This window comes from Oceanobacillus limi (assembly GCF_900111445.1).
GTDB lineage: Bacteria > Bacillota > Bacilli > Bacillales > Amphibacillaceae > Ornithinibacillus > Ornithinibacillus limi.
In genome coordinates, this window is sequence record NZ_FOHE01000008.1 from 39,909 (window position 1) to 58,973 (window position 19,065).

Consider the following 19,065-nt stretch of genomic DNA (forward strand, 5'->3'; position numbering starts at 1 on the left):
GGAACCAAAAGTATGGAAATATGGAGGTTATGTTGTGGCTACTAATACGGTGGAAATCGTGCAAGATTCATTACAGGCTTTATTGGATGATCCGACATTTTTACCAGATTTAGAAGGAGAGACTAGGGAAAAAGCATTTACCTCCTTGGTCTCTATCCTATCTACACCAAATCACGTCAATAAATCATTTTTACGTATTGCTTTAGAAAATGGTAAGGTCGTTCGTATCCCATCTTTTCGGGTACAGCATAATAATGTACTTGGACCTTATAAAGGTGGGATTCGTTTTCATGAAACAGTTAATGAGGGGGAAGTTGCTAATTTAGCTGCTTTAATGACCTTGAAAAATGCGCTACACGAAGTGCCATTTGGTGGTGGCAAGGGTGGCGTTGTCATTAATCCAAGAAACTATAGTGAAAAAGACCTTTATTTAATTTGTAAAAAATATGTTCAATATTTTAGTGATATTCTAGGTCCAGATAAAGATATTCCTGCTCCTGATGTAGGAACAAGCGCCCGAGAAATGGACTGGATGATGGGGGAATATAAAAGCATCCGACCAGGTGAATCCTATCGTGGTAGCTTTACCGGTAAAAGTGTAGAAAATGGAGGTTCACTAGGTCGTAGAGAAGCTACGGGTAAAGGTGTTTATTTTACATTTCGTTATTTATTATATGATTTTGTAAAAAAACAGGAGAAATGGTTATCCGAACGAGATAATATTTTTGCTAAGACGGCGTTATCATTAAAGGATAAATCCATAACTCTTGCAGTTCAAGGATTTGGAAACGTTGGTTCTGTGGCGGCTTTATCGGCTTATCAATGCAATCATTTAAATAATAAAGTGGTAGCTGTAAGTGATCGGAATGTAACATTGTATAATTCAGATGGCTTAGATATACCAAACCTAGTGAAATTTGTTGAGAACAATCGCGGTGACCTACCTACAACTGAAAAAGAGTTAGAAAAGGCTGATGTAAAAGCAAATATAATGGATCGTGATGAAGTGTTAACACTTGATGTCGATGTCTTGTTATTAGCAGCTTTAGAGAACCAAATCCATCAGGACAATATGAATGAAATTAAAGCACAATTTATTGTCGAAGGTGCCAATGCTCCAATTACTACTGAAGCAGATAATTTTTTAAGTGACAAAGGTATCGTGATTATTCCCGACATTTTAGCCAATGCCGGTGGTGTTATTGTATCGTATTTTGAATGGCTACAAGGAAGAGAAACACAATTTTACAGCGAGGAAGAGGTTTTTAAAAAATTGTACGAGAAAATGGAACAAACGTTTGAATCTGTATATCCACAGTTTTTTGGAGATCCGTTTCCTCTTCGGCAAAATTGCTATATTCATGCTGTGATGAAGCTATCTACAATTATGTATCGTCAAGGAAAGTTGTATTAAGATGATCGTGACTTGTATGTCATTACAATAAAATACTATTTCCCTATTTGTAGAAGCAAGGAGACTATATTATGTCACCTTGCTTCTTCTCTGTTTAATAAGATTTTGTTCATAATTTTTATATGAATTTGTACTAATTTAAAACGCTTTCACATAGCGTTTAAATAGGATTAGCCATTTCATCAATGACAACTTTAGTTTTGATGGAAAATCCAATTATATGGGGGAGGTAGATTAATATGAATGGTATTTTAATAGCAATTGTTGGGTTGGTCGTTTATGCCTTAGGATTTCGGTTTTACTCGAAATTCGTTGCAGAAAAGATTTTTCGATTGGATCCAAATTATGTAACCCCAGCACATCGGTATAAAGATGGAGTTGATTATGTCCCGACGAATAAGTTTGTATTATGGGGGCATCATTTTACATCTGTTGCAGGGGCGGCACCTATTCTAGGCCCAGCTGTTGCTGTTTATTGGGGATGGTTACCAGCACTTCTTTGGGTCGTTCTAGGTACAGTCTTTGCAGCGGGGGTACATGACTTTGGAACATTAGTATTATCTGTAAGGAATAAAGGACAATCGGTTGGAACTTTAGCCCACAGATTAATTGGTCAACGAGCAAAGATATTGTTCTTGTTCATTATCCTTATCCTTGTGTTAATGGTAAATGCGGTTTTTGCCTGGGTCATTTCGAACTTATTCATTTCTTATCCAGCAAGTGTACTTCCGGTATTCATTCAAATTCCATTAGCAATTTGGATTGGGTATGCGGTATACAAACGAAATGTAAAAATGCTAGTCCCGTCCTTACTAGCACTTGCCGTCATGTACATCACGGCTATCATTGCTAGTAACGTAGAATTTTTGCAAGTTGATTTAGTAAGGTATATGGGAGGAGAAGGTGGAGCAGGTCTCTTTGGTTTAGGAGCTGTGTCTTCTGCATTTTTAATCTGGATCGTCATTTTAATGGTATATGTTTACATTGCCTCTACTTTACCAGTGTGGAAATTGCTTCAACCAAGAGATTTTATTAATTCTCATCAGTTAGTTGTTGGGTTATTAATTTTATATTTAGGTTTATTATTTACAAATCCATCTATTTCTGCACCAGCAGTCAATGGAAGTGCGACAGATGTATCATGGTTCCCACTTCTGTTTATTACGATCGCATGTGGAGCAATATCAGGCTTCCATGGATTGGTTTCCTCTGGTACATCGTCGAAACAATTGGATAAAGAACCAGATGCACGATTTGTTGGTTATGGAGGAGCAATAGGGGAAGGAATACTTGCATTAGTCTCCATTATAGCGGTTGTAACGCTATTTTCTAGTGAAGAGGCATTTGTTGGTGTATATAGTAGTTTTACTGATGCGAATCAAAGCGGTTTAGGTAACTTTGTTGAAGGAGCAGCAGTTCTAGCTCAAGGCTTAGCAATCCCTCCTGAAGTGGCGACGACGATCGTATCCATTATTGTTGTTAGTTTTGCGGCAACAACACTCGATACATCTGTTAGGCTAATGCGTTACATCATATCCGAGCTCGGTGTTGAGTATAAAATGCCACTATTAACGAAAACACATGTTGCTACATCTGTTGCCGTCATCTCAAGTGGAGTCTTAGTTTTATTACCGGAAGGCTCACGAGGGTTCGGGTCAGGCGGATACCTGCTTTGGCCGTTATTTGGAACTTCCAATCAATTGTTAGCTGGTATCAGTTTACTATTAATCTCTATTTGGTTAAAACGTCAAGGAAGAAACTACGCGATTACATTGATACCGATGATTTTCCTCATGTTTATGACATTATATGCTATGTTCCAGCAGGTTGTATTCCAATGGTCATGGTTTGGTAATGAATCAAACACGTTATTGTTCGTGCTAGGGGCGATTATATTTGTATTTGCTGTTTGGATCGTGTTAACAGCATTCTCAGCATTAAGTGGAAAAGATGATCCACCAATCAATAATAAAGCGTAATGAATAGAGTGATAGAAATGGAAAAGGGATCAATGGATAATGTGATCCCTTTTCTGCTACCTATAGGAGGTGATTGGATGTTAGATAAAGTGAAAAAACTTATTGATTATTATGAAGAAGTATTAAGAATGCCGCATCGCCAGGAAATAGCTAGAGAACTACGAAATGAAGATGATTTATTCTTACTACTGCTGTATTCTGAAATGATTGGTATACCAAATCCGGTTTATTATTATACGTTGGAGTTATACCCCTATATGATTGAAAAATTCCATGATTGGCATCTACGAATGGGAATGGAAAACTCACCATTGTCTGGTATTCGATGTTGTTAGTGTGGATTAGTTAGGAGGATGTAGATGCAACAGAATAATAAGATCTTGTTTGTTGGTGGAAAAGGTGGGGTTGGGAAATCCACTACCGCCGTATCGATTGCTTGGCAAGAAGCGCAAGCTGGAAAGAAAACATTATTAGTATCCACGGACCCTGCACATAATTTAGGAGATATTTTCGGACAAGCTATTGGTGGAGATACGAAGAAAATCACAAAGAATCTTTTTGCATTGGAAATTAATCCGGATGTAGAAACTACTAATTATATTAATCGTGTGAAAGAGAATATACAAGGTGTCGTTCATTCCCACATGATGGAGGAGGTTCATCGTCAATTAGATACGGCAAAGGCTTCACCAGGTGCTGATGAGGCAGCGTTATTTGATAAGCTTATTTCCATCATTTTAGAAGAAAGTAATCATTATGATAAGCTCATTTTTGATACAGCACCAACTGGTCATACGATCCGTTTGTTAACTTTACCAGAATTAATGGGGGTTTGGATTAAAGGACTATTACAACGTCGAAAAAAAACCAATGATAATTATACTCAATTGTTAAATGACGGAGAAGCCGTTGATGATCCAATTTATGATGTGCTAAGAGAACGTCAAAAGCGCTTTGCAAAGGCTAGAGAAGTATTGCTTGATCCTGTGAAGACAGGATTTATATTTGTGTTAAATCCAGAGCGGTTACCTATAGTGGAAACGAAAAAAGCAATCGAATTACTTGAAAAATACCATCTTCATGTGAAAACATTAATCATAAACAAAGTGCTTCCAGAGGAATCTGTAGGTGGATTTTTTCAGAAACGAAAAGAACATGAGGAGAAATATTTAGCTATGATATTTAAATATTTCCCGGAACAAGAATTCATTAAAATACCTTTATTTCCACACGATATTACGAATGAAAAAGACTTAAATCAAATAAGCAAGTATTTTGTAGAGAGGATGGAACGTACATGAAAGCATTTGTCCATGAATATGGAAATTTGAAATTGAGGGATATGGAAGAACCTGTTGCGGGTGAAGGAGAGGTAGTAGTTGCGTTACGTTTCGCTGGTCTGAATCGTCGTGATCTCTATATACCTTCTCGACGAGGTGATAAAGCTGATTCATTGATTCTAGGTTCAGACGGTGCTGGGGTAATAGAAGCTGTTGGACCTGGTGTAACAAATGTACGAGTAGGGGATGAGGTGATTGTTAATCCGGCATTACGTTGGTATGCGAATAGTGATGCACCACCGATTGGATTTGATATTTTAGGTATGCCAGACCATGGCACATTTGCAGAGAAAATTTCCTTGTCAGCCGAACAAGTAGAAAAGAAACCATCATATCTTTCCATGGAGGAAGCATCTGTAATAGCTTTACCAGGCTTAACAGGATATCGAGCGTTGTTTACCAAAGGTCAGTTGAAAGAAGGAGAAACCGTCTTTATTCCTGGTGCAGGGAGTGGTGTAGCAACCTTTTTAATTTTATTTGCTAAAAACAGTGGTGCAATGGTCATCGTGACATCTCGTAGTGAACAAAAACGAGAGCAAGCTATACAATTAGGTGCCGATATTGCTATTGAAACACATAGCGATTGGTCGGAGGAGCTAAAAAATGAAACGATTGACCTTGTAATTGAAAGTGTTGGCCGTGCTACGTTTAATCGTTCCTTAGGTGTATTAAAAAAAGGCGGTAGGATTGTTACCTTTGGTGCAACAACAGAGGATACAATTGATTTTGATTTACGTTCTTTCTTTTATGGACAATATCAGTTATTCGGTTCGACGATGGGGAGTAGGGAAGAACTACGAGGGATGCTGGAGCACATGGAGATACACCAAACACATCCAGTTGTGGATAAGGTCTATCGGTTAGATCAAGCACAAGATGCATTTGACTACCTTGAAGAAAACAAACAGTTTGGAAAAATAGCACTAAAAATTCAAGATTAAAGCTAGGCTTACAAAAAGCCTAGCTCCCCTGCTTACCGTAGAATGGAAAAAAAGGGGGAAACGATGATGGCTACAGCCATGGCAATCATCGTGAAAGCGCCAATTTTGCTATTTTCTTTCCATAGAGTAAAGGCAAACCCAAGAGAATAACAAACGACAATTCCAATAACAATCCAGATGACAATATTCATCTTAATCTCTCACGTCCTCTATATTTAACATTTCACCTTGTCTTCCGAATTTACCTAATCGAACTTTTGTTGTAACATTTATTTTCATATCTGGATACGTGTTCATCCAGTCGAATGTTTCCCATTCGGGGATGGATTTAAAGTGTTTTCTGGCGATTAGTGACCAACCAAAAGGCTCCGTCCCAAATTCTTCTTGGGTTTTTTTGACTAATTCCTCAATCTTTTCGGTTAATCGTTCTTCAAATGATTTTTTTAACTTTTCCCGTTTATCTTTATCCTTTGCAAAGTTTATACCACTATGATTTGTTAATACCTCAACGAGTACTGGGACTTCTACATCAATCGTAGGATTTTTCTTTTTGAGATTCATCTTAATACTCGTTTCTCCATTTTGAATTATTTTTGTTGCGATTTTGTACTTTTCATTAAAAGGGTCTGGTAAGCTTGTCAGTATGGATTCAAATTCTAATGTAGGATTTAGAAGATATGTTATTCTTGTTTCCTCTAGTGTTAACGTATTGAACATCTTTCCTTCGTTAAATATAGCTGAACCCGCATATTGAGCAGTATTTGTTTCTCCTTCATAGTCAAATTCGCCAGCAATAATTTGCTCTGGATCTTGTCCTTTATTTCTCTCATTACTTTGTTGGGCTGTCCCATAGGCAGCTAGGAAGAGGTCGGCATCAGCTTCTGTAATCCGGAAAAACGTCATTAAATCTGATTTGGGAGTCATCCCCGATTCGCTTCCTAAGTCATACATTTTCTCGAAATATTCATGTGGTCTGGTTTCTAATAACGGTTGATTATTTTGAATGAACTCACTTGTCTTTTCTTTGGTGACCAATAGTTTTGTATCGCGTCGGATTTCCATTGATTTTGTTGCATCATACACCCATCTTAAGAAATCTGGTTTCGAAGCAAATTCTTCTGATACAATTAAGATTCTTAATAAGTCATAGGTAATCTCTTTTGAAACTACCGTATTTGCTAAATTCCTGGAGGTTACGAAATCATCCGCAACAAAGGAAATAATTTCTCGGGGTGGCTCCTCACCGGCACTACCTCCTTGTGCCAGTGAGCCGACCTCAGGGTTCGAAATTAAATAGGTTACTTTTACTCGGTCATCATCATCTTCAGCTTTATCCAAGCCTATACCAACGACATACGCCATATCTTCCACCTCTCGTTGATCCCAACATCCGGTAATGAAAAGGAGAAGAAGAAGTAAATTAGCCATCTTTAGAACCATTTTTGTTATCATGTTTAAAATCTCCTTTAAGTTTTGCTACAATCCATAACAAGAACGGTAATATGAAATAAACAGGTGTTGTTAGGTTAATCAAGGTTTCCCTTAATTCAAAAATAGAATGAGTTGGGCTCTCTGGAATTAAACCGATGAAAACTACAAGTGTCGCTATCGAGGGTATTACGTATTCAAAATGATCGATTTTGAATAATCTTCCGAATAGAATTGCTGTAATATAAATGTAAACCGAGAATCGTACAAAAGAAGAAATTAACCAAAATGGAAAGAAAAAAGTTTCCATGTTCGATAAAAACCCCATTTCAACGGAACGAATTGCCTCATGAAAAGGGTAATTTAACATTTCCACGGTTTTATAATCAAATAGAAATACATAAGCAAGCATTGCCAATGTTAGTTCAATTGATAGAATAATTAATGAAATCCACACTCCTCTTGTAAAGTCTTTTTTGCTTTTAACGAGAGGGTAAAGGATAAAAATAAATAATAAATCAGCAAAAATAGATAATTTTAAGGTACTCTCCTTCAAAACTTCCCATTCGCCAGGTCCAAAAATAGGATGAATAAAAGCGAAATTCCCTTTGTTAAAAGATAGGATTAATGCCAGAAACAAGGAAGCTTTTATATAAGGAATAACTGCCCAAGCGGTTGATCCAATTTGTTCGAATCCTCTTTTTCCGCCATACGCACAAACGGCCATTAATAAGGCGTAGATTACAATGGTCGGTGTTCGAACGAAATACATCGTCCCAATGATATCTGTATAAATGGCCGAATCGATAATAAGTGCTGAATAAGAGATAATCCAAAGAAAAAGTATAATGAAAAAACCAATAATTCTTCCAAATACATGATCAACAACTTCAATGAGATTCTTGTTTTGATAGGTTGTCGTTACCTTTATTAACAAAAATACAGGAATAATCGAGATGACACCGATAATGAGTGGGGCCACCCAACCTGCATTTGACAATTTCTCATACAGAATCGCAGGTGTATCATCCGCTAACTTTGTACCTGTCATCAAAATAATAATAGCGATAAATTCTTTGACCCCGATTTTTCCTTTTGATTGTTCCATTCATGTTCTCCTTACTTCTTCTTAATATCTTTTGGTTTAACATAACCAGGACGAAACATTTCATTTTGTAATACGCGCCTAAAAATTGTATCTCCAGAGGAAACATATTTTGGTGTAAGAGGCGCTAAATATGGGATACCAAAAGATTTAATGGAAACTAAGTAAAAAATCCCAGCTGTAAATAAAGCCGCCATTCCGTATATGCCAAACAAACTTGCAGCTATTAGGAAAAGAAACCGAATTAATCGTATCGAGAAATTCATACTAATATCACCGACTGCGAAGGAACTCAGTCCACCGAGAGCAACTACAATTACAACAATTGGACTAACGATATTTGCTTGAACAGCAGCCTGTCCTAAAATTAGTGCACCAACGATTCCGATGGTTGGTCCAATAGGACTTGGTACACGTAGTCCAGCTTCCCGTATAAGTTCAAAAGCGAGTTCCATAATAATTACTTCTATTGCGGCAGGAAAGGGTACTTTTTCTCGAGTTGCAGCAATAGCGAGTAATAAATCGGGTGGAATCATTTCCGAATGATAGGAAACAACTCCAACATAAACTGCAGAAGTAAATAATGTAATAAATAACGCAACCATTCGTAGAATTCTCGTAAAATTACCATATGGAAACCGCAAATAATGATCTTCGGATGAATGGTAAAAGGACCAGAATGTTGCTGGTAAAACTAAACAGGCGGGTGAATTATCCATTAACAATACGATGTATCCATCCTCAATGAAAGAGGCAGCGCGGTCTGGTCTTTCTGTATAGAGAACAGTAGGGAAGATGGACAATTTTCTTTCTTCGATATGTTGTTCTAATAAGCCTAGGTTTTGAATGGCATCAACATCCAATGCATTAATACGCTTTTTAATATTGGATATTAATTTATCATTCGCTAAGTCTTTTTCATAAAGAATAAATAGATCATTCTTGGACCTTTCGGTGATGGTCAAAGATTCAACAACTAGGTTTTCATTTTTAACCTTTTTGCGTACCATGGAAATATTCGTATTTGCTCTTTCATTAAATGCTTCTTTTGGCCCCTTCACAACAGTTTCGTTTTCTGATTTTTCAATATTCCTACCTTCGAAATTAGCCGCGCTTAAGATATATGCTTTTGAATCATCGTCAACTAGAAGAATAGCACTACCCTTGTTTAAGTTGGTCAACACATTTTTAATTTTGCATTCCGTTGAAATGGAAAGGACCGACACAATATCATCAATCTTTTTATCTGAATCATTATTAGACAATAATGGCTTAATTACATTTTCCTCAATAATCTTTGTATCGGTAACAGTATTGATAAACAATATTGCTGCCTTTTTATTTGAACCACCGATATGTAAATTCCTAACTTTAAAATCCTGATTATGCGGATACGTATATATCTTTTTAAATATATCTAATGTTTGTTCTAAATTATTTCCTATATTTGAATCTTTTAACTTTATATCTTCTTTTGATGACTTTTCTGGAACATCTGGTACTGTTTGATAAGCTTTTTTTAATAATTTTTTAAACATTTACTTCAACTCCAATGATTACTAGTCTTACCTTTCCACGATGCCCTTAAAAATATGTGCTGTAAAAATGAATAAAAAATAAAATCCCACTTTTAAGTTTGTAGGATTTTACTTTAAGTAAGGGGAGACAATATCTAGAGCTTCTTGTAATTTCTTGCTGTTTTTCTCGTACATTTGCTTTGAATCCTCATTCTCCGTAGCTAATGCAAAGAGTTCCAAATCTGCCTGAGTCTTCTTCATTGTAGCTTGTAAAAGAGGTTTTTGACTTGGGCTTGGGACTGCTATTTTATCATCATACAAATCAACTGTTAGTTGTCCATGTGAATCTACCTGACCTAAGAATACATTTTCAATGCTTACATTTAATTTATCTAACTCTGTCTCAAGCCAATTGGTATTCAAAGATAGGTTGGCAAGAGGTTCCAATAATACCTTTCCATCCATAATAACTGTTTGAGGTTCTCTTTCTGGGGCTAATTTGATATCTAAATCCTTTGCTGTTAACGGTTGGTTTTCTTTTTTTGGTAAAACACTTAATTTACCGGTAGGCTCCAATACGGCAAATTCAACATCTGCAACTTTAAAGATATTTTTTTCTCGAAGATTTTCTAGTAAATCATCCGTTGAGTAATGTTCTTTCTTAAGGTTATCCTCCATAATTTTCCCGTTTTGTATAACAACTTTACTCTTTCCTTGGGTGAAATTACGGAAGCTCTTACTCTTTAACGAAATGAGTTCTACCATATAGGGAACGATAAACCAAATAAACATGGCAAGCGGTGCATAATAATATGGGCTATCTAATGTACTGGCGTGGATGGCTACAATACCACCTAAAACAACCCCCGAAATATATTCAAAGATATTCATTTGTGAAAGTTGCTTTGTTCCTAACCATTTTGTCATGAAGAAAAGGATGATTACGAGTGATAGTGCCCGTAGTACAATTTGAATCCAATCAGGCATAACTACTGATCCTTTCTATTGTTTATATTGTGGTTCCTCTTGTGATAATAAAATCACTTGCTTGTCTAAGTCTTTTTTAATTTCTCTTACAATTGCTTGTGCCTTGTGAAAGGCTTCCGTCGCTTCACGTTCATTTGATTGTATAGCGAGCGTCTCTAAATTTGCTTCCACGCTTTTTATCGTTGAATAACAGGATTTTACTTGAGATCCTACAGTCATGTCTTGACGATACCTCCAACTTGTTAGTAAAAGGGGGAAGTCGTATGAAAACGGCTCCCATCAATATTATCCCTTTGGTTTAAAAATCAATGCACCAATCATACCGAAGATAATTGCTGCTGAAATACCGGAGCTTGTAACTTCGAACATGCCAGTTATGACTCCAATAATTCCATGTTTCTCTGCTTCTTGCATGGCACCATGTACGAGGGAGTTCCCAAAGCTTGTAATAGGAACGGTTGCGCCTGCACCAGCAAAATCGATAAGAGGTTCGTATAATCCAACCCCATCTAAGATTGCTCCTGAAACAACTAAGATACTTAAGGTGTGTCCAGGTGAAAGTTTAAAAACATCAAACATTATTTGTCCGATCACACAAATAAGGCCGCCAACAACAAATGCCCAAAAAAATATCATACACGATCACTTCCTGACTCAATTGAAACTGCATGTGCAATACATGGAATGGGATCTTTTTGGTTTACACTTAATGGAGAGTGTAATGCTCCTGTTGCTACAACAAGAATTTTAGTTAGCTCACCTTTTTTCAACTTATTTAAAAAATGTCCATAAGCTACAACAGCAGAGCATGCCGCTCCACTTGCCCCAGCTAAAACGGGTTGATCTTCTCGATAAATAGTTAATCCGCAATCTACATATTTGTCCTCTTTTATATCGATTCCGTTTTTATGGAAGAGGTCTAATGAAACCTCTCTACCGATATGACCTAAATCACCGGTAATGATTAAATCATAATAAGATGGATCCACATTTCGCTCACGCAGATGGGTTGTAATGGTGTCCACAGCTGCTGGAGCCATTGCACCACCCATATTGAATGGGTCAGTCATTCCCATGTCAACTACCTTTCCTGTGGTAGCTGAAGTTACAATAGGGCCATTTCCTTCCTTTGCAAGCAGGACACATCCTGCTCCTGTAACCGTCCACTGAGCGGTTGGTGGCTTTTGACCACCGTATTCAGTAGGGTATCGGAACTGTTTTTCCGTAGCTGCATTATGACTGGAAGCTCCACTTAGGATGTATTCGGCGCCATTTCCATTAATGAGAAATGCGGATAATGCTAAGCTCTCCATGGAAGTTGCGCATGCACTAAAAAGGCCAAAATAAGGAACTCCAATCGTCTTAGCAGTTAAGCTGGTTGGTGTAATTTGATTGATTAAGTCGCCACTAATGAAGTAAGATACCTGTTCCTTTTGGATATGGCTATTTTTAATTGCATGTTGACAAGCTTCTTCCATCATTGTTTGTTGTGCTTTCTCAAAAGATGCTTGGTTTAACCACATATCATCATGTAAAATATCGATATCATTTGGTATCTTTCCATTGGCTTCAAAGGGGCCACCAACAGTACCTGATGAGATGATAACGGGACTATTTTCAAATACCCAAGTGCGATGACCTTGTAACATTACATACCACCCCATTGAATGAAGATAGTCTTAATCAATGCAACGATGAATGCAGAAAAGACACCGAATAAAATAACAGAACCAGCTAATTTGAACATATTTCCACCAACACCTAGGACAAAACCTTCCGTTCGATGCTCAATTGCTGCTGAAATAACGGCGTTACCGAAACCGGTAACTGGAACTGCTGTCCCTGCACCAGCAAATTGACCAATACGATCGTATATTCCAAAGCCGGTTAGTAGCATTGTTAGAAAGATTAGTGTTGCAGTTGTTGGGTTGCCAACAGTTTGTTCGGTGAAATTAAAAAAATATATATAAAATGTGGAAATAAGTTGGCCGATAAAACAAATAAATCCACCTACAAAAAATGCTTTTAAACAGTTTTTAAAAACTGGTCTTTTTACTTCACGCTTACTTTGAAATGATTGATATTGTTGGGCGGAAGGTGGTAAGTTCTTTTTTTTCTTATCTGCCATTTCCTTCACTCTTTCCTTTATGTTTGTTCTTTAGATAACTTAATAATGTCTTCAACTTGTTTCTCAAGATCTTTCTTTTTTATGGAGCCTTTCTGTAACTTTTCTTCGAGTTTTTCTAATTCTAAAATAATCTTTTGGTCAGTAGATAACTCAACATCTACTTGTGAGAACTTCTTTTTCATCTCTTTACGAAGCTTTTTTCTAGTTTCAGCCATTTTGAACCGTTCATGTTGGGGAACATCCACTGCAATAACCAGTTTTTTTGATGTGTTTACGGCGTTAACACCGCTGACACTTTCTTTCTTCTTTAATATGTCTTTTGCTTTATTTGCTAACTGTTGATCCGTATCTTTCCTTTGCGTTGAAATTTTTGTTAATTCAACGTTGTTCGGATTATCGGATGTGCCTTGTCCGGTATCTGTTCCACACCCAATTAGCAAACATAGAAGTATTCCTGTAAGAATTGTTTTTTTTAGTTTGCTCATGATTTCACCCAATTCTATCGCATGTATGAAGTAGGGGAGGGGGAGTCCCGCCACCCCTTAAATATTAAAAACCTTTATACTGTGGTTCCTCTTGTTCAATTTGTTGTACCCTAGGTTCAACACTTTGTAAAATACTTTGTGTTTGTTGTGCTGCATTTTCATACAGCTTTTTTGCTTGTTTATTTTGTGTTTGTAAGGCAAACTGTTCAAAACTAGCTTGTGCACTTTTCAGCCCTGCAATTGTTTGTTTTACCTGAGTTGATACAGTCATCAATTGCCCCTCCTTTTAATTACCCTCATTCATTATCATCTTTTCTTGTCGATTGATTTATACCTACTACATTTTTCCTACGTGAACTTAGCCAACGATTGATACTTTCAAATTTTAAACTTAAATAAAAAAAGGTACCCTAATCATGGGCACCTTTATTGTTATCTTTTGTTGAGTTTTTTATCCTTCACAAATGGTGAAACATCTAAACGTTCCTGTCTACTGTATTTTCGGATCATTTGCTCTGTCCATGTATCAGCCCTTGTATTATCGGAACGATTTTGGTAATAATGATCTAATGTTTCATCAAATTCTTTAAATTGTTTCTTATTTACTGGTTGATATTTATTTTTGTGATACACCATATTAAATGGGAGACGTGGTTTTCTCTCGGGATGCTCAGCTGGATAGCCAATAGCTAAACCAAATAATGGAATGACATGATTTGGAAGTTCTAATAAATCATTCACTCGTTTTATATTATTTCGCAAGCTCCCAATATAACAAATTCCTAATCCCATTGACTCGGCAACTATACTTGCATTTTGTGCAGCGAGTGCACTATCAATGATGGATACCATGAACTGTTCAGTTGTTTCAACACTTTCTGTAATTTTTTCTTTCACTTCGATCGTCGCCAACTGTGACACTCGATGTAAGTCCGCGCAGAAAACCATAAGGTGGCCATTATCCTTGACATATGGCTGCCCAGAGATGTTAGCCAGGTGCCCCTTTAATGATTCATCCGTGATTCCTATGATGGAATATGCCATTACATAACTAGAAGTAGAAGCCTGTTGAGCAGCGGAAACGATCGTTTTTATTTGTTCTTGTGTTAACTTCTGTTCGGTAAACTTTCGGATTGAACGATGATTAAAGATGGTTTCAATGATTTGATTCATATAAATACTCCCTTACTCAAGCTGTGTTTTAAGTAAAATTGTAGTAGTAATTTCAAGCTCATTTTGCCAATTATTGATCATTTCAGGTGTAGGTTCAATAATATCCGGTATTACTACTGAAATTGTTTCATTATTCACCCAATCCAGCCCCAAAATTGGCCATTTGTAATGTAAAAGTTGTGTATCAGTATGTTCGTTTTCGAGTTTGACTGGTTGCCATTCTTCAAGGTTCAAAACAACGAGATGGGTAACTGGTAGTGGTAAATTGGACTCTCGATTAAATTGTAACAGAAGTTTGGAATGGTCAGGAGATAATTTAGCATGGATTAAATTAGCAAGATCTGCAACGAGATGTCCTGTGTTGTCTTTATTTTGGTCAAATAATAAATAAGAACATAAACTATTATGGCATGAAAATTCTAATAAATAAATGCTATTCGTAACTTTCTGATGAATGCGTTGGATATTCATTTCTTCAATTTTTTTATTTCGATCAGATACAGCATGTAAGTATTGATTTAATATCGGAACTAAATTTAAATTTAACATAACAACTTCATCATCTAAAGTAAACTCAATGAATTCGTTAACTTCTTCATCTTCGTTTTTTTGTTCAATAAGCTCAGGGTTTTCTTGCGAATGAGGTAGTGTTGTCTTCTTTTTTACTAATACAGGCTCATCGGAAGAACAAGAAGAAAGTAAAACGAAAGTAAATAAGGAAATTATCATTAAACTTCGAATTGGATACACCCCATTCCGTTTTTAATAATATTATACAATATTCCAAAAGAGGGAAAGGGGGAGAGTTGCAAAAACATCACTCTCAAACGATGTATTCACTATTATAGTTTTTTAGGATCCTCTATATTTTTTCTAGTACCTTGTGTTATATATTCTTCGTTTTCATTCAGGGAATTCGTTCTTTTATCTTCTTTTCCCTTCGTGTTTATTATTAAACCAATTATAAGTAAAACAATAACCGATACAAATATAAATACCATTGTCATAATATCTATTACTCCTTTTAAAGTATATTTATTACAGGACAACCACGTCTATTTCTAGCGAAAGGGAAAAGGGACAATTCTATCGCAAATTCTCTTAAATATGTACGCTAGGATAGAGACGACTCCATTTGATTGTTGTTATCTTGGGTTAGTCCAGTTCGTAACATGCATTTTGTTCATATTTTGTCCAGTATAGGTGAAAATCATTATAGAATTAGGAAGAAGTTTGTTAAAATAAACATAATAGGAAATCGATAAAAAGGGAGGGAGAATATGAAGACATTTAAACTACATGCCATGAAGATTTTTGAGAATGAACAAGAAGAACTTGTCAAACATAAAATCCAATTACTTGATGGGTTGATAATAAATCGAGAAGACGAAAAAAATCGCTGGGTAATAGAGGCTTATTTAGAATCGGATTGCAAGGAATATTTTATGAATTTACGAGATAATTATGAAGAAATAATGGTAGAAGTTATTATTACAAAAGAAAGTAATGACCCTGCAACCTTTATTACTTCTATTATCGGAATAAATGATATAGGCGACCATATAAATGTGCTGTTTATGGGTACCATTGTTGACCAACGAAAAAATAAAATTGAAGAAATGCTAGGTGCCTTAATCAACAAGGGCTATCAAGGGGAAGAATTATTAGACAGATTTAAGGAACTAATTTAGGATAATGCATCGCCTAATCAGGATGCATTATCCAATTATTATTTAGTTGGATGTAGTCAATCGATTGCAGTTTTCATATGCTTTTAATAAAATGTCTACAATGTGAACGGCTTCCATTTCTTCTGATAACCCTTCTTTTTCGATTCCAAGCTTCATTTGTAATAAGCAACCTGGGTTTGCAGTAACAATTGTTTTAGCATTGGTCTTTTTCGTTTGTTCCATCTTGTATTCAAGTATTTGCATCGACATCTCAGATTCCACAATATTATAAATTCCAGCAGAACCACAACATCTACTGGCATCTTTCATTTCAACGTACTCAACACCTTTAATTGATTGCAGTAATTGACGTGGTTCCATAAACGTTTTTTGTCCATTTTTTAAATGGCATGAATCTTGGTAAGTAATAATTTGTTCATCCAATTGGAGATCTAATTGATGAAAATTAAGCTCGATAAGAATACTGGTAATATCCTTAATTTTTTTGGTGAAGGCAAGGGCACGTTCTGCCCAATTTGGCTCATCCTTCAATAAATGATCATAATCTACAAGAAATGCACCGCAACCACCTGCATTGGTAATGATATAATCTACCTGTTCATCTTCAAATGCTTTAATATTTTTCTTTGCCATTTCTTTTGCTCTTTCCCGTTCACCACTATGTCCGTGTAATGCGCCACAGCAACCTTGAGTTTCTGGAACGATGATTTCACAACCAGCATATTGAAGAAGTTTGGTAGTCGCATCGTTCGTAGCCATAAATACGGTATCCATTAAACAACCAGAGAAAAAAGCGACCTTCTTTTTTTCTTCGGTTAGGGAAGGGAGGTATCTCGGACGATTTTGCATTTCGCTTTTTTTTGGTATAGCAGGTAATACTTTTTCCATCGTACGTAACGTTTCTGGAAATAGATTTAGTAAACCTGTTTTTCTCGTCACGTTTTGCAGTCCAGATCGTTGATAGAATCCTACTAAACTTGTAAACCCAATCATTCGCTTTTGATTTGGAAAGAGATGTTCAAAGGCCATATTACGTGCAGCTTTTATAGGGAGTGACTGATTACTATTTTGATAGATTATATCCCTAGCTTGTTCTAGCAAATGACCATAGTTAACACCGGAAGGACAGACAGGCTCACAAGCGCGGCAACCTAGACATAAATCTAGTGACCTTTTTACATCCTCGTCAGGTTCGATATCGCCATCAACAACAGCTTTCATCATCGCTATTCTTCCACGAGGCGAGTGGGCCTCATCTTTTCCTGATTCGATATATGTTGGACAACTCGGAAGGCAAAAGCCACAACGCATGCAATTTAACAATTCATCATAATCCATTTTTTCTTTAAATTCAGTTTGGATTTTTTGTTTTTCTTTTGTATTCATCATGATGAAACTACCACCCTTTTTCGTTCCGACTTAGCAAATATTTTCCCAGGGTTCATGATATTATTGGGATCAAATGCATTTTTAATCTGTTGCATAGCCTCTACGCCAGCTTCACCAACTTTTAAATGTAAGTATGCAGATTTCATTGCACCTACACCATGCTCTCCTGTAATGGTTCCACCTAAACCAATCGCTTTGTGAAAAATATCTTCAAAAGCTAGCTCTACCCGTTCAATTTCTTCTGTATTCCGTACATCGGTCAAACATGTAGGATGTAAATTCCCATCTCCTGCATGGCCAAATGTACAGATCGTAACATCATACTTCTTCGCAATATTCTCGATTGCTTTTACCATATTTGCAATTTCAGATCTCGGTACAGTCGCATCCTCTAAAATTGTTGTCGGTTTTAGACGTGCTAAAGCGGATAATGCCGATCTTCTAGCAGTTGTTAACCCTTCAGCTTCCTCAGCTGTTTTCGCTAGAGAAACTTCGACGGCATGATTTTCCTCGCAAATTTGGGCTATTTGTTGCATATCTTGTTGCACAACGACTTCGGGACCATCTTGTTCAATTAATAACACGGCTTTAACTTCGGTAGGTAATCCAATCTGGGCAAAGTCTTCTACAACTTGTAATGTTGGTTGATCTAAAAATTCTAATGTAGCAGGGACAATACGGTTGGAGATGATTGCAGATACTGATCTCGCAGCTGCATCAATGTTCTGATATAGCGCTAACATCGTTTTCTTTGTTTCAGGTTTTGGTATCAACTTTAAGGTTGCTTCTGTAATAATACCAAGTGTACCTTCTGACCCTACAAACAGCCGTGTTAAATCATAACCAGCCACATCTTTTGCTAGCTTTCCTCCGGTCCGAATTATTTCTCCATTGGGTAATACAATTTCTAACCCTAATACATAGTCTCTTGTTACACCATATTTTAACCCCCTTAGTCCACCAGAGTTTTCATTAATATTGCCGCCGATTTGCGATATTTTCATGGAACTTGGATCGGGAGGGTAAAATAGACCTCTAGCTTCTACTTCATGAATTAAATCTTGCGTAATAATGCCTGGTTGTGTAGTAATTGTTAAATTTTCCTCATCAATATCTAAAATTTGATCCATATGTTTAAATAATAGAACGATTCCACCTTCTAGGGGTGTTGTTCCCGCACTTAAATTTGTACCTGATCCGCGTGGGACGATTGGAATTCGATTGTCATTACAAAGCTTCACGACCTGAGAAACCTCATTCGTGTTTCGGGGGGATACGATTGCATCTGGGAGAGATTGGAATTGTGGTGTCGCATCATAGGAATATACTAGTAAACTACTTTTCTTAAAATCAACATTTTTCGAGCCAACAATTTGTTTTAGGTTCTCCTTTATTTTTTCTGTAAACATTTTTCCAACTCCTATTTTCCTTTTCTTATCATTTTATAGTAGACCTAAAGGAATTTATATGTATCAAGGAACAAAAAAA

22 protein-coding genes are annotated in these 19,065 nt (G+C 36.5%); 6 read left to right on the forward strand and 16 right to left on the reverse strand.

Annotated features, from left to right (window positions below; translation table 11 throughout):
* The first annotated feature begins 34 nt into the window (after nt 1-34).
* The 5 genes from BMX40_RS10025 (at nt 35) to BMX40_RS10045 (ending at nt 5,674) form a co-directional block, all read left to right on the forward strand.
* Nucleotides 35-1,414, forward strand: coding sequence for a Glu/Leu/Phe/Val family dehydrogenase (locus tag BMX40_RS10025; protein WP_090869416.1), 1,380 nt, complete (start codon nt 35-37; stop codon nt 1,412-1,414).
* Between the two features lie 239 nt (nt 1,415-1,653).
* On the forward strand, nt 1,654-3,393 hold the full coding sequence (locus BMX40_RS10030; RefSeq protein WP_090869418.1) for a carbon starvation CstA family protein: 1,740 nt from the start codon (nt 1,654-1,656) through the stop codon (nt 3,391-3,393).
* 77 nt (nt 3,394-3,470) lie between these two features.
* Nucleotides 3,471-3,728, forward strand: a complete 258-nt coding sequence (locus BMX40_RS10035) for a cory-CC-star protein (protein WP_090869420.1) — start codon at nt 3,471-3,473, stop codon at nt 3,726-3,728.
* A 24-nt stretch (nt 3,729-3,752) separates the two neighbouring features.
* On the forward strand, nt 3,753-4,694 hold the full coding sequence (locus BMX40_RS10040; RefSeq protein ID WP_090869421.1) for an ArsA family ATPase: 942 nt from the start codon (nt 3,753-3,755) through the stop codon (nt 4,692-4,694).
* Nucleotides 4,691-5,674, forward strand: a complete 984-nt coding sequence (locus BMX40_RS10045) for a zinc-binding dehydrogenase (protein WP_090869423.1) — start codon at nt 4,691-4,693, stop codon at nt 5,672-5,674. Before BMX40_RS10040 ends, BMX40_RS10045 begins: the two co-directional genes overlap by 4 nt.
* A gap of 32 nt (nt 5,675-5,706) precedes the next feature.
* Here BMX40_RS10045 and BMX40_RS20235 read toward each other — a convergent pair whose 3' ends face one another.
* The 14 genes from BMX40_RS20235 to BMX40_RS20240 form a co-directional block, all read right to left on the reverse strand.
* Nucleotides 5,707-5,865, reverse strand: coding sequence for a hypothetical protein (locus BMX40_RS20235; protein WP_170840747.1), 159 nt, complete (start codon nt 5,863-5,865; stop codon nt 5,707-5,709).
* Nucleotide 5,866: 1 nt separating this feature from the next.
* Complete coding sequence (locus tag BMX40_RS10050) at nt 5,867-7,126, reverse strand: Ger(x)C family spore germination protein (protein ID WP_090869425.1); 1,260 nt, start codon at nt 7,124-7,126, stop codon at nt 5,867-5,869.
* On the reverse strand, nt 7,095-8,210 hold the full coding sequence (locus BMX40_RS10055) for a GerAB/ArcD/ProY family transporter (RefSeq protein ID WP_090869427.1): 1,116 nt from the start codon (nt 8,208-8,210) through the stop codon (nt 7,095-7,097). Before BMX40_RS10055 ends, BMX40_RS10050 begins: the two co-directional genes overlap by 32 nt.
* Before the next feature lie 11 nt (nt 8,211-8,221).
* The gene (locus BMX40_RS10060; protein WP_090869429.1) at nt 8,222-9,745 is read right to left on the reverse strand and encodes a spore germination protein; all 1,524 of its coding nucleotides are present in this window, start codon (nt 9,743-9,745) and stop codon (nt 8,222-8,224) included.
* A gap of 108 nt (nt 9,746-9,853) precedes the next feature.
* On the reverse strand, nt 9,854-10,711 hold the full coding sequence (locus BMX40_RS10065) for a DUF421 domain-containing protein (RefSeq protein ID WP_090869431.1): 858 nt from the start codon (nt 10,709-10,711) through the stop codon (nt 9,854-9,856).
* A gap of 15 nt (nt 10,712-10,726) precedes the next feature.
* Entirely contained in the window at nt 10,727-10,930 is a 204-nt protein-coding gene (locus BMX40_RS10070; RefSeq protein ID WP_090869433.1) for a DUF1657 domain-containing protein, read from the reverse strand.
* A 66-nt stretch (nt 10,931-10,996) separates the two neighbouring features.
* Entirely contained in the window at nt 10,997-11,347 is a 351-nt protein-coding gene (gene spoVAE, locus BMX40_RS10075) for a stage V sporulation protein AE (RefSeq protein WP_090869436.1), read from the reverse strand.
* Nucleotides 11,344-12,360, reverse strand: a complete 1,017-nt coding sequence (gene spoVAD, locus BMX40_RS10080) for a stage V sporulation protein AD (protein ID WP_090869438.1) — start codon at nt 12,358-12,360, stop codon at nt 11,344-11,346. Before spoVAD ends, spoVAE begins: the two co-directional genes overlap by 4 nt.
* The gene (gene spoVAC, locus BMX40_RS10085) at nt 12,360-12,839 is read right to left on the reverse strand and encodes a stage V sporulation protein AC (RefSeq protein ID WP_090869440.1); all 480 of its coding nucleotides are present in this window, start codon (nt 12,837-12,839) and stop codon (nt 12,360-12,362) included. Before spoVAC ends, spoVAD begins: the two co-directional genes overlap by 1 nt.
* A gap of 17 nt (nt 12,840-12,856) precedes the next feature.
* Nucleotides 12,857-13,324, reverse strand: coding sequence for a YhcN/YlaJ family sporulation lipoprotein (locus tag BMX40_RS10090; protein ID WP_090869442.1), 468 nt, complete (start codon nt 13,322-13,324; stop codon nt 12,857-12,859).
* Between the two features lie 64 nt (nt 13,325-13,388).
* Complete coding sequence (locus BMX40_RS10095; protein WP_090869444.1) at nt 13,389-13,595, reverse strand: DUF1657 domain-containing protein; 207 nt, start codon at nt 13,593-13,595, stop codon at nt 13,389-13,391.
* Between the two features lie 161 nt (nt 13,596-13,756).
* Nucleotides 13,757-14,497, reverse strand: a complete 741-nt coding sequence (nfsA, locus tag BMX40_RS10100) for an oxygen-insensitive NADPH nitroreductase (protein WP_090869446.1) — start codon at nt 14,495-14,497, stop codon at nt 13,757-13,759.
* Between the two features lie 12 nt (nt 14,498-14,509).
* Nucleotides 14,510-15,226 carry a hypothetical protein gene (locus BMX40_RS10105; protein ID WP_090869448.1) on the reverse strand — a complete coding sequence of 239 codons (717 nt, stop codon included), beginning with the start codon at nt 15,224-15,226 and terminating at the stop codon, nt 14,510-14,512.
* Between the two features lie 113 nt (nt 15,227-15,339).
* Nucleotides 15,340-15,504, reverse strand: coding sequence for a hypothetical protein (locus tag BMX40_RS20240; protein WP_170840748.1), 165 nt, complete (start codon nt 15,502-15,504; stop codon nt 15,340-15,342).
* Nucleotides 15,505-15,777: 273 nt separating this feature from the next.
* Here BMX40_RS20240 and BMX40_RS10110 point away from each other — a divergent pair, with 273 nt between their 5' ends.
* Nucleotides 15,778-16,188 carry a YwpF family protein gene (locus BMX40_RS10110; protein ID WP_090869450.1) on the forward strand — a complete coding sequence of 137 codons (411 nt, stop codon included), beginning with the start codon at nt 15,778-15,780 and terminating at the stop codon, nt 16,186-16,188.
* A gap of 42 nt (nt 16,189-16,230) precedes the next feature.
* Here the strand turns inward: BMX40_RS10110 and BMX40_RS10115 are convergent, their stop codons facing one another.
* Both BMX40_RS10115 and glcD read right to left on the reverse strand, forming a co-directional pair.
* Nucleotides 16,231-17,574, reverse strand: a complete 1,344-nt coding sequence (locus BMX40_RS10115; RefSeq protein ID WP_090869690.1) for a (Fe-S)-binding protein — start codon at nt 17,572-17,574, stop codon at nt 16,231-16,233.
* Nucleotides 17,574-18,986 (reverse strand): glycolate oxidase subunit GlcD, encoded by a 1,413-nt coding sequence (gene glcD, locus BMX40_RS10120; protein WP_090869452.1) that lies wholly within the window; start codon nt 18,984-18,986, stop codon nt 17,574-17,576. The genes BMX40_RS10115 and glcD overlap by 1 nt, the downstream gene beginning before the upstream one ends.
* Between the last annotated feature and the right edge of the window lie 79 nt (nt 18,987-19,065).